This is a genomic window from Sutterella sp. (genome assembly GCF_030539355.1).
Classification (GTDB): Bacteria; Pseudomonadota; Gammaproteobacteria; order Burkholderiales; family Burkholderiaceae_F; genus Sutterella.
On the sequence record NZ_JAUNSF010000101.1, the window covers coordinates 1 to 10,787 of the forward strand.

Sequence of the window (10,787 nt, forward strand, 5' to 3'; positions counted from 1 at the left end):
ACTACCCGAAGGTGGTAGCCTCAGATCAACCCACTCTTAACAGCGAAGAACCGGAAATACGAAAAGAGCTGCGTACCTCGTCGGGAACACAGCTCCTCATATGATAGTTGGCCGGGCTGAAATCAGCGGCTTCTCTGCGCGAGAATCAGGCGGACCCGCTCGGCGACGGCGCGGCCGAGAAGACCGTGCTGCTGCTCGGTGAGATGGAGTTCATCGGCCTGCTTCGCATAGGGAACGACGGAGGCCGCGTCCATGAAATGCGCCCCCTCCGCGGTGACCGCGGGCTCGATGAGAGCCGCGAGCCGCTCGGACTTCTCCTCGGCACCGACAAAGACCTCCGCGCGGGTGCTTTTCGTGAGACGCACCTTCGGGGGCGAGAGCACGAGCACGTCGGGAACGGGAAAGTCCGCCTTCGCCTGCCAGGCGCCCTCGCGCACGAGGCGCACCATGCGGCCGAGCGCCGCGGCGATCTCCTCGGGGGTGCGGTTGATGCGGGCCTGCAGATCATTGCTGCCGAGCATGATGATGACGAGGTCGAGCGGCATGTGGCTCGAGAGCGCCGCGGGCAGATAGGCGAGCCCGTTCATGCCGACGCCGGGGATGATGCCGCTTCCCGCATCGATCAGATCGTCGACGTCCGTCGTGCGCCCGCCGAGTCCCTCGCCGATGACCGTCACCCCCGGATCAAAGGAGGAACGCAGCTCCCGCCCCATCACCTCCGGCCAGACACACTTCGGATTGAGCCTGGAGATCTGCCCGTCGGCCACATACTTCCAGCCGAAGGTGTTGGAGTCGCCGTAGGCAAGAATGCGATAGTCGGCGCGGTCAAGATCCTGCTCAGGGATGGATGCGGGGGTCATCTTGTTTTGGAATCAGTGGTTGCAAATTCTGGAATGACTATCAGGGGTTTCCTGAATTGTCACTCATGCAAGAATAACCCTGTACGCCCGATCCAACACTGCCGAAATACGGTAGACAGCTTGACGAAAATCCTCTTCGAGACACGAGCTGGCGGAACCGGGCGGCCTGTGCCGCTCAGAACGGAACGTCATCGTCGTCAAGCGGCTGCCTGCGCTTCACAGGCTTCGTCGGCGGCGTCAAATAGCACTTCTCATCGGGCGGAACCCACCAGGCGTCCGGTGCCGAGTCGACCGCATTGAGGAGCCATGCGTTGAGCTTTCTCCGATCAGGAACGCGGACGTGCCCGCCCTTCTCAAAGTTGATCACGGCACGCTACGTGACGCCGGCGTCACGCGCAAGATCGCGGCGGGTGAAGTCAAAGGATTCGCGGACGTCCCTGAGGAAGGAACCGTCGGCGGCCGCCCCGTGACTGTGCTTCTGTCTTTTCTTTCGTTTGGTCACGTGCCGCTCCCGGGCGTCTGTTCAGAGAGGTGAATCATAAGTCTCCGTCAGCCGCCCGGTCAGAAGGGAACGAATCACTCGTTCATGAGCTTCACGGCACGGTTGAGCGCGGCGGTCGCGCCCGAGAGGGAGTAGCGCTCCGTGCGGAACACCTTGTCGCCCTGGATGTAGTCAATCGTCATGCGGTTGCCGGCCTTGACGGCATTGATGAAGTCCATGCCGAGGTCCTTCATGTGGAAGTAGAGGAACATGATGCCGTTCTCCATGCGCGGCGTGACCGTCACGTTGAAGGCCTTCTTGTCGATCCGGATCAGGGCCTGGCAGTCCGGGTACTTCTTGTTGGGCTGATTACGGTTGTTCGAGACCCAGATCGTCGTGGCGTAGAAGGTGTTCTGGCGGACATCGATGGCGAAGAGGCTCGACCACTTCTTGTCGTCGCCGAAGACCGAGGCGCGGCCGGCCTTGAAGTCCTTGACGACGATCTGCGCGCTCGTCCAGGCGCGGTGCTTCTGCTGCTTCAGGAGTTCGGCGCTGGCCGTGACTGAGTAGAGCCCGGCCGCGACGGTGAGAACAAAGACAAGAAAGAGTCGGCTCAGTGTTCTGAAACGGGCGGCCATGGTCATTGCGGTGCTCCTGATATAGAAAGGGAAGGATTTGTCATGAGACATGCCTGCATTTTAGCGGCATATCAAGACACCCTCCTTTTTCGGAACACCTTTGGAACACCTTGTCCGAGCCTGTTCCTCCGTCGTCTCAGAGCTCCGCGAGCTCGGCCGCGCGCTGCAGCGCCTCCTCGCTGCGACGGTCGTACTTCGCCGTCGTGGCGACATTCGAGTGTCCCATGAGGTTCTTGACCGCAACGATGTCAACGTTCTTCGCGAGCAGCCGTGTGGCGAAGGTTCGCCTCAGATCGTGCGTCGTGATGGGCGCGATGCCGGAGTCATCCTGGGCCCGGCCGACGATCCGGCCGACCGACGAGGGGTCGAGCGGCGAATTGAGCAGCACCCTGCCGCCCTTGGTGATACGCCCGAAAAGCCACCCCGGGGTGTCGCCGCGCAACTCAACCCAGGCCCGCACCTTCTCCGCGATCACGCCCGAGAGAAACACCTTCCGCTCCTTGTTTCCCTTGCCGATCACCCGGAGCGTGCCGTCCGCGAGCGACAGGTTCTCGAAGCGCAGCCTTGTGACCTCCGCCCGGCGCAGTCCGCAGCCGAGCAGGAGCGCGAGCACCGCCTGATCGCGCACCGACTTGCTGCCGCTCTCGGACTCCGCGGCCTCGATGAGCTTTCTTGACTCGTCAGAGGTGAGCGCACGGCCCGCGGGCTCGCGGTACACGCGCAGCGACTTCACGGCCTTGATCTCCGCGAACGACAGATGATCCATCTGGCGCAGGCGCCACGCGGTCTCGGCCACGCCCTTCACGGCGGAGAGATAGGCGTTCACGGAGTTCGCGGAGAGTCCCCGTTTGTCCGAGAGTTCATGAAGAAAACCAACGACATGCACGAACCGGAGCTGCCCCCAGGGACAGCTCGCGGCGTCGGGGAACCCGAGCCACCGCGCGGCCACATTGAGTCGCGAGCGGACGACGGAGCGGGAGACATCGGTCGAGAGCTCCGCGAGATACGCAAGCGCGGCGTTCACGCCCTCGTCCACGGGAGACGCGAGGGAAATCGGCGACGTTTTCCGATCGGTTTCGGTGAGCGCGACCCCGTCCGCACGATCTGAAACGGCCTCAAAATCGATCTGCATACTTTTTTTCGCTGGTTCTGACTTCCGCCCCGCCGCCCCGGGGCTGGCACCCCGTCGGCGCCGCTCTTTCCCGAGATCTATCCGGGTTAACCCGTATTCTTTGCGGATTCAGGCCCCTGAATCCGCATTACGCACGATAAGTAGCATTATATGGCGTAATTTTCGGAGCCGTCCGCGCCCTCCGGACGCCCCTGCCGACGCCTCCGGCATTGCAAATTTTCTGTAATTTAGTTTTGCAGAGATATGCAGGCATATCCAAATATTGCAATTCAATTTTACATTTCCAACTGAATGCATTCAACAGAATGAATTCCATTCAAAAAGCAATCAACAGACTCTACTCACTTTCAATTCAATTCCGACCCAATCAGCCGTTCTCATTCATACCTATAGAACTGAAACGACGGAAATCATTCACCCATTTCCATTTCATCGCCCGTCTTTTCATTCTCCGCAATCTTCTCTTCCTTCTTCACTCGTTTCTTCCCATGGCGGGTGCGATGAAAGTAGTAGAACTGGTGAAAGCTCGGAATGCCTGCGGATTCATTCTCTGCACTCTCCTCACCCTCATTCACTTCGATTTTGAGTTCACCCGCCTCAAGCGCTGTCCTGGCGTCACGCACGAATGCGTCATAGGCTTCCTGCAGCGTCGCCTTTTCCTCTCCTAGGAGATACTTCTGGCAGATCACCTCCATTCGACCGAGCCACTCCGGCGTGAGCGCCGCACCGGTCTCGCGTCCGTCCGCGGCGCGCCGGCCGCGCTTCCTGCCGCCCTCCACATGGCCCGTATTTCTCACATAATCAGGGATCAGCGACTGCCAGACCTGGCCCCGGCGCCAGTAGATGCCGACGAGGAGACCGAGCCGGCGCTCAATCATTCTGTCGCCCTTCGCAGCCTCACGGAGAACGCGCCTCAGTCCGTGCTCCACATAGATCTCCGGATTGGAGACAATGGCGCGGATGAGTTCATAGGCTTCCTTACCCGTATTGATCATTGACTCCGGGAATTCGCGGTGCTCGATGTCACTCCACTTGTCGAGTTCAACTGTCACCGTACCGGCCTTCACCTCTTCATCGAGCCTCTGCGCATCCATGCGGATGAGCTCCACCGACTGCCCTTTCATGCGAATGAGCATCGCCAGATCCCCGAAGATCTGAACAACTCTGAAGTTCTCTCCCTCAATCCGGAGTATCTCATTTCGTCTGATCATCTCACCAACTCCCTGTCATTGGCATCAATTCATTTCACAACCACTCAGAACCATGAAGGAAACGAGATCGCCTCCATTCATTCAGTACCGTCAATTATACACAACTAAATTGCAGATATCAACAAAAGTACATTGAAATTAGAACACAACTATTTTGCATTTTTCAGCACAAAAGCCCCTCATTCCCGAAAAAGTCTGCTCAAAAAAGTTAGCAGTACCCGGCTTTTCAGGTTTGATGTCGAACTAATTGAGCTCAGTTCTTTGAAAAACAGGGAATTTCGCAGGATCTGAGCCGTCCGGAGGCCTGCCCGGACCGAAAATCCGCCCCTGGAGGATCCGGCCGCCCGGGTTCCCGGGGTCAGCGGACCGCCCCCGGGGCCGTCCCTCCGGGAAACAGCCCCCTCCCGAAGGCCGTCAGGATCAGGGGCATCCCTTAACGAAGCGATACAGTCAAAACCGCGTCAATTGGTCCGGGCGCGCCTAAAATGTTGCTTTCAATGCCCGTTCCCCCGGGAACTCCCCCGATTTTTCCAACCTGTACACGTGGTTAACGCAAAATGCCGATGACGTCAGAAGAAATCCTCAAGCAGGTCAACGCTCACCGTGAGAAGCAGTCCGCCCTCCAGCAGGAATGGGAAGTGCTGCGCAACAACGCCCGCGAGGAATGCCTCCGCCTGATCGAGGTCTTTGACTTCACCGCCTCCGAGCTGCAGCTCGGCAAGGACGGCCACAGCATCAAGATCAAGTCGCCGAACGCCGGCGAGCCGAAGTTCCAGAACCCCGACGGTCCCGAGACCTGGACGGGCCGCGGCAAGCGCCCGAAGTGGTACATCGCCGCTCAGGAGGCGGGCTTCACCGACGAGGAGATGCTGATCAAGAAGCCTGAGGCTCCTGCGGCTGAATAATCAAGCGAAAACATTGCAATTCCTTCGCTTGAGGACAAAGAGGCGATCCTTTGCGGGACCGCCTCTTTTGCTGTGTTCCAGAGCCTCGGGAAGGCGCCCTTCCCCGCCCGGCCGGCGCTCAGGCCGGCTTCGCCTCCGACGCTTCCTCCGCCGCGGGCTTCGCGGCCTCGTTCCGCACGCGCTGCTCGACCTTCTTGAGCCACGCGCCGCTCTTCATGCGAATGAGGAAGAGCGAACCGCGCACGATGAGTTCCGTGCACATGGCGGTCCAGACACCGGCGAGCCCCCAGATGGGCGCCAGAATCCAGGCGAGCGAAATGCGCACGAGCCACATCGTCGAGAGGTTGAAGATCGCCGGGATGAGCGTGTCGCCCGTGCCGATGAAGGACTGGTAGCAGACGATCGCCGCGGCGAACATCGGCTCGGCGAAGGCCTCGATGCGCAGCACCTGCGTGCCGAGTTCGATCACCTCCGGAACCTCGGTCATGAGGCCCATCAGCATCGGGGCGCAGATGAAGAGGAAGACGCCCATCGCCGTCATGACGGTCATGCCGACGCCGACGCACTTCCAGGCGATGCGGCGCGCGAGATCGGGCCTGCGGGCGCCGACCGACTGGCCGACCAGTGTCGAGGCCGCGTCACCGATGCCGTAGCCCGGCATGTAGCAGACGCTCTCCGCGGTGATGGCGAGCGTGTGGGCCGCGATCGAGAAGATGCCCAAGGGCGCCACGATCATGGTCGAGACGATCTGCGCGCCCGTCATCATCACGCGCTCGGCCGCGACCGGGGCCGCGATCGTCACAGCGCGGCGCAGCACGGGCAATTTCGGAATGAAGCTGCCGCGGGTGCCGATGAGCCTGAGCTCCGGCGAGCGGAAAATGAGCTGCGAGAACATCAGCACGGCGCTCAGTCCCTCGGCGATCACCGTTCCCCAGGCCGCGCCCGCGACGCCCAGGTCCGCGCCCGGCATCGTCATCGTGATGCCGAGGATCTCCATCTCGCGCGTCGGGAAGATCAGGAACCAGTTGAAGATGACGTTCGTCACGCACATCAGAATGCCGAGCATGCTCGGCGTCTTCATGTCGCCCGAGGCGCGCAGCAGCGCGCTGCCGAGCCAGCAGAAGAACGTCGCCGGCAGGAAGAAGGCGTTGATGAAGAAGTAGAGCGACGCGTCCTCGGCGATCGAGGGGTCGCCGCCCAGCCAGTGCGGGAGCTCCGTGTGAACCGCAACGCCGAGCGCGGCGAGCATGCTGCCGAAGATGAAGACCGTGGTGATCGCCTGCCGGACGAGGCTCTTCGCCTCGTCATATTCCCTCGCGCCGATCCTGTGCGCCGTCTGGACCGAGAAGCCCATGATCGACGAGCCGCCCAGGCCGAAGAGGAACCAGAGCGAGGTGCTCACGAGGCCCACCGCCGCGGAGCCGTTGGCGCCGAGGTGACCGACCATCGCCGCATCTGTGTACTGCATCAGGATGAAGGAAATCTGCGCGAGCACGCTCGGCACGGCGAGGCGCGCGACGAGTTCGAACTCCTGTCCGCCCGTGAGCGTGCCGCCGCCGCGCAGGGTCTCGAGAAGCTTCTGGGTGCGGCTCTGCCTGGAACTCATGGGAAGGGAACCTCGGGGACGGGAGATGGCGACGGACTGCTGTCTAAGTGAAAGTGAGTACGAATTATCGCGCGTCCCGCGTGCCGGCGGTTGCCCGTATCTCGCTCAGAACTGTCCCTTTGGATTCACGTATCCGTCCCTGCCGGACCGCCGCGGGCGCATCGTCCCCAGTGCCTCCGGGGAAATAGAAGCAGCATGCCCCGGCGGTTCTGTCGTCCCTCTCGCGACAGCGCCTTCCTGAGGCCAGAGCATGCTGCAATCACAAGACCCCTCTGCCAGGGAAATCCTTTGTCCTTCAGGCGCGGAGCACCTTCTTGGTCACAAACATTTCGTCGAGCATGCGGAAGAACCTGAGCATCGTGGGCGAGTTGCTCGTCGCGAGCCTCACCGCCTTGGCGTCCATGTAGGTGTCGGGCACGAAGACAGCCTTTGTCTCCGGTCGCATCATCCAGAGATCGGCCTCAGGCACCATCGCGACGCAGCCGCCCTCGTTCACGTAGTCCATGATCAGGCGAACCGAGCCGAGCCGTATGACACGCTTCGGATGCAAGGAGAGCGCCGTGTCGACCACGGGCGGCGACTCGCAGCCCGAATTTTCATAGAGCACGAAGGGATACTCGGCGATGCGCTTCATGTCGATCCCCGGGACCGAGTCATCCTCGCTCACCCCGAGATCCATGTTCTTTTCCGCGATGAGCGCGGCGCGCCAGGCCGCGAGCGGCATGGCCGAGACCGGAGACGAGAAGCTCACGCCGTAGGTGATGCTCATCATCAGGTCTATGCGGCCGTCGGCGAGTTTCTTCGCGAGCGTCGCCGGCGGATTTTCCTCGGCGATCAGATCGAGCGAAGGAAAGCGCTTCCTTGACTCGTGCAGAACCTCGGTGAAGATTCCCGACGAGATCATGGCCGAGCAGACGCCGACCCGGAGCGTCGCCACCGTTCCTCCGAGAATGTCCTCGCTGTTTCTCTTCGCCCGGGCCATCATCGAGAGAATGCCCTGGCAGTCCTGGAGAAACACCTCGCCCACGGGCGTGAGCGAGAGCGTCCGGTTGGAGCGGTTGATGAGCGGCCCGCCCACTTCCTCCTCGAGGGCGCGGATCTGCGCGGAAAGCGTGGACTGGGAGACGCCGAGCACCTTCGCCGTTCTGCTGAAATGCATGTGCTCGGCGAGTGTCGCAAACGCCTGCAGGTGCTTGGTGTCAAACATTTTCGTCTCTCGGGGAAAAAACGCAGCCCGGCCTGGGTGACGGACGCCCGAGGAGACGCTCCCGGAGATGGAAAGCCTCGGAAACGTCAGCACCTGCAGGCCGGTTGCAGTCAGGTTCCGACCGTGCCCGCGCCGCACCCTCCCGTGGGAGGCGCGGCATTGGGAGGTTGGCGGCCGCGCCTCCGGTGTCCCCGCGGACATCGATGCCGCCATGGAGAGCGCTGGAGCGCGGGCGCGGAACGGAATCAGAAGTTGTGGTGGATGCCGATGATCACCTGGGTCACGAACGGATCGTCATAGGTGTTGCCGGCGGAGACGTAGTTCACCTTGTCCTTGAAGAAGCCGGCGGCGCCGTAGAGCGTGGTCTGCTTGCTGAGCGGATACTCGTAGCCCGCGACGAAGGTGTAGCGCTTGAGATCCGTGCCGATCTGCGCGGCCGTCTCGGCCGTGACCTCGTCGTCGTAGTCGGCGTCCAGGTACATCGCAGAGAGGTTGATCGCGCCGCCCCAGGCCGGGATCTTCGTGCCGAGCGTCACCGAGTAGCCGTTGATCTGGTCGCAGCCGTTGAAGAGGTTGTAGTTCGTGTCGTCGAAGCCCGGGAGCCACCAGACGTTGTTCGCGTCCTTGAAGTAGGTCGCGGTAGCGTAGAGCTTCGCGACGCCGAAGTCGTAGTTGCCGCCGAGCATGAAGGTCCAGGAGTCATGCGGGTCGGGGTTCGCCGTGCCCGTGGCCTCGTTCATCCAGTCGACCATGCCGACCAGGTTCAGGTCGCCGCCGTCATAGGTGAGCGCGAAGGCGCCGTAGCGGTCGGCCGAGGACTTGCCCTCGGTGCCCGTGCTCGTGTCGATCTGGAACGAGTACTGCACGTGGGCCTGCACGCCATGGATCATCGGCGAGTCGTACTGGAGCATGTTGCTCACGGGGAAGCCGTAGAACGGCATCGAGTACATCGGGCTCGCGAGGTCGCCCCAGCCGGTGCCGAAGGGGCTGACGCGGCGGCCGGTGATGTCGAAGGTGAGCGGCGTGCCGCCCGAGCGCATCAGACCGATGCGGCCCGCGGCGAGCTGGCCGTAGTCCTGGTTGTTGAGGAAGATGTAGGAGCCGCGGTCAAAGAGAGAGCCGGAGGTTTTCATCGCGCCCGAGTCTGAGGCGTAGCTCGCCTCGAGCCAGAAGCCGAGCTTCGTGCGCTCGGAGAGATCCTCCTCGCCGATGAAGATGATGCGGTTGGCGTCGAGCATGCCGTCGGCCATCTCTAACTTCTGCTGCGAGCCCTGGCTGCCGCCGGCGTCGACGCTGGAGAACTTGAGGCCCGTGTCGACCATGCCGCCGATCTTGACGGAGCCGGCGGAGGCGGGGGGTGGCGAGAGCGGCCGCGGCAGCGAGCGCGGCGCAGAGCGCAGTGATGCGGAACTTGGTGGTCATTTGCGCATGTTTCCTTTTCGAGGGGTGCACCTGCTCAGTCCGACCGGATCGGGAACCGGTCAGACTGAGGGGGCGCAGCACTTTGAGAAGAGAGCCGGTCCGGGAAAAACGGCGCCGCTCCGCAGGAGAAGCAGAGAACGGAGCGGCGCGTTCGTCAGAGAAAAGAGAGCGGACCGGGAGAGAACGGCTGGGATTACTTCAGCGTCTTGACGTAGTCAGCGGCCTCGGAACCGCCGATGCGGCCGGAGTTCCAGGCGAAGCCGAGGGCGAGGCCCTGGTACGGCGGGTAGGACGGAGCCGTGTAGAAGCCGTAGGCGTTGTTGCCGACGGCGTAGAGGCCGCCGATCGCCTTGTAGTTGTGGTCAAGAGCCTGCATGTTCTCGTTGACGCGGACGCCGCCGAGGGTCGAGAGCGAGACGGTCTTGGCGCGCAGCGCGTAGAACGGGCCGTCCTTGACCTCGTACTTCAGGAACTCGGCGGGCTTGCCGAACGGATCCTTCTTGGTCTGGACCGCCTTGTTGTAGTCGGCGATCTGCTGCGGGAAGGAGTTGTCAAAGCCGGCGGCCTTGGCAAGACCCTCGAGCGTGTCGGCCTTGAAGGCGACGCCCTGGCGGACGGCCTCCTCCATCAGCGCGCGGAAGTCACCCTTGCCGGTGGGGTTCTCAGGACCGGCGCCCGAGACCTCGAACGGGAACTGGTCGTTCGTGTAGGCGTCAAGCGTCTTGCCGTCCACGACCACGAAGTACTTGCCGCCCACGGAGTACGCGGCGTTCGACCAGTAGACGGTGTCGTAGATCAGCTCTTCGTTGCAGAAGCGGTGACCGGCCTGGTCAACCCAGAGCAGCGGGGTCTTGAGCACGCGCACGAGAAGGTTCGCGTCAATCATGCCCTTGGCACCGGCCGAGGAGGTCGACAGACCGTCGATCTCGGCGGCGTGGATGAGGGCGTGATGCTCGCCCATCTTCTGGGCGCCGGCCTTCCAGGCCATCTCAAGGCCCTCGCCCATGTTGCCCCAGGCGATGCGGTTCGTGAGCTGGTCGGATTCCATCGCCTCGGCGAGGTGCTTGGCGTCGCCGCCGAAGCCGCCGGAGGCGAGGACCACGGCCTTCGTGCGGATCGTGAGCTTGCCGCCGTCAGCCTTCTCGGCGATCACGGCCGTGACGTTGCCGTCCTTGTCCTGCTCGAGGTCATAGGCACGGGTCTGGGTCATGAGCTTGCCGCCGAGCTTGCCGAGCGACTCGTACATGTTCTTGAACGCAGTGGCGTTGTCCGTAGGTACCCTATCAGGCTCTTGAACTGCTGAAGAGCTCGGCAGCATGGAGTGT

At 62.3% G+C, this 10,787-nt stretch carries 11 protein-coding genes; 1 reads left to right on the forward strand and 10 read right to left on the reverse strand.

Annotated elements, in window-relative coordinates; genetic code table 11:
- Positions 1 to 122: 122 nt before the first annotated feature.
- The 6 genes from Q4F91_RS11165 to Q4F91_RS11190 form a co-directional block, all read right to left on the reverse strand.
- Entirely contained in the window at positions 123 to 860 is a 738-nt protein-coding gene (locus Q4F91_RS11165; protein WP_303337722.1) for an SGNH/GDSL hydrolase family protein, read from the reverse strand.
- Positions 861 to 1,035: 175 nt separating this feature from the next.
- Positions 1,036 to 1,227 (reverse strand): hypothetical protein, encoded by a 192-nt coding sequence (locus Q4F91_RS11170; protein ID WP_303337724.1) that lies wholly within the window; start codon positions 1,225 to 1,227, stop codon positions 1,036 to 1,038.
- A gap of 6 nt (positions 1,228 to 1,233) precedes the next feature.
- Positions 1,234 to 1,362: a hypothetical protein gene (locus Q4F91_RS11175; RefSeq protein WP_303337726.1), complete on the reverse strand. Its 129-nt coding sequence runs from the start codon at positions 1,360 to 1,362 to the stop codon at positions 1,234 to 1,236.
- A 74-nt stretch (positions 1,363 to 1,436) separates the two neighbouring features.
- Complete coding sequence (locus Q4F91_RS11180) at positions 1,437 to 1,985, reverse strand: hypothetical protein (protein ID WP_303337728.1); 549 nt, start codon at positions 1,983 to 1,985, stop codon at positions 1,437 to 1,439.
- Between the two features lie 130 nt (positions 1,986 to 2,115).
- Positions 2,116 to 3,111, reverse strand: a complete 996-nt coding sequence (locus Q4F91_RS11185) for a site-specific integrase (RefSeq protein WP_303337729.1) — start codon at positions 3,109 to 3,111, stop codon at positions 2,116 to 2,118.
- A 410-nt stretch (positions 3,112 to 3,521) separates the two neighbouring features.
- Entirely contained in the window at positions 3,522 to 4,322 is an 801-nt protein-coding gene (locus Q4F91_RS11190; RefSeq protein WP_303337731.1) for a hypothetical protein, read from the reverse strand.
- 563 nt (positions 4,323 to 4,885) lie between these two features.
- Between Q4F91_RS11190 and Q4F91_RS11195 the strand changes: the two genes are divergently transcribed.
- Positions 4,886 to 5,227 (forward strand): H-NS histone family protein, encoded by a 342-nt coding sequence (locus Q4F91_RS11195; RefSeq protein ID WP_303337733.1) that lies wholly within the window; start codon positions 4,886 to 4,888, stop codon positions 5,225 to 5,227.
- A 118-nt stretch (positions 5,228 to 5,345) separates the two neighbouring features.
- Here Q4F91_RS11195 and Q4F91_RS11200 read toward each other — a convergent pair whose 3' ends face one another.
- The 4 genes from Q4F91_RS11200 to Q4F91_RS11215 form a co-directional block, all read right to left on the reverse strand.
- A complete protein-coding gene (locus tag Q4F91_RS11200; RefSeq protein ID WP_303337734.1) occupies positions 5,346 to 6,833 on the reverse strand; it encodes an MATE family efflux transporter in 1,488 nt (495 codons plus the stop codon).
- Positions 6,834 to 7,128: 295 nt separating this feature from the next.
- Positions 7,129 to 8,040 carry a LysR family transcriptional regulator gene (locus Q4F91_RS11205; RefSeq protein WP_303337736.1) on the reverse strand — a complete coding sequence of 304 codons (912 nt, stop codon included), beginning with the start codon at positions 8,038 to 8,040 and terminating at the stop codon, positions 7,129 to 7,131.
- 245 nt (positions 8,041 to 8,285) lie between these two features.
- Positions 8,286 to 9,440, reverse strand: coding sequence for a porin (locus tag Q4F91_RS11210; RefSeq protein WP_368661008.1), 1,155 nt, complete (start codon positions 9,438 to 9,440; stop codon positions 8,286 to 8,288).
- Positions 9,441 to 9,655: 215 nt separating this feature from the next.
- A partial coding sequence (locus Q4F91_RS11215) for an FAD-binding protein (protein WP_303337738.1) occupies positions 9,656 to 10,787 on the reverse strand: 1,132 nt, incomplete at its 5' end.

What these genes read in the sequence shown, in the direction of transcription:
- Q4F91_RS11205 (WP_303337736.1), bottom strand. Translation starts at nt 8,040, where the DNA reads ATGTTTGACACCAAGCACCTGCAGGCGTTTGCGACACTCGCCGAGCAC.
- Q4F91_RS11200 (WP_303337734.1), bottom strand. Translation starts at nt 6,833, where the DNA reads ATGAGTTCCAGGCAGAGCCGCACCCAGAAGCTTCTCGAGACCCTGCGC.
- Q4F91_RS11165 (WP_303337722.1), bottom strand. Translation starts at nt 860, where the DNA reads ATGACCCCCGCATCCATCCCTGAGCAGGATCTTGACCGCGCCGACTAT.
- Q4F91_RS11180 (WP_303337728.1), bottom strand. Translation starts at nt 1,985, where the DNA reads ATGACCATGGCCGCCCGTTTCAGAACACTGAGCCGACTCTTTCTTGTC.
- Q4F91_RS11190 (WP_303337731.1), bottom strand. Translation starts at nt 4,322, where the DNA reads ATGATCAGACGAAATGAGATACTCCGGATTGAGGGAGAGAACTTCAGA.
- Q4F91_RS11185 (WP_303337729.1), bottom strand. Translation starts at nt 3,111, where the DNA reads ATGCAGATCGATTTTGAGGCCGTTTCAGATCGTGCGGACGGGGTCGCG.
- Q4F91_RS11195 (WP_303337733.1), top strand. Translation starts at nt 4,886, where the DNA reads ATGACGTCAGAAGAAATCCTCAAGCAGGTCAACGCTCACCGTGAGAAG.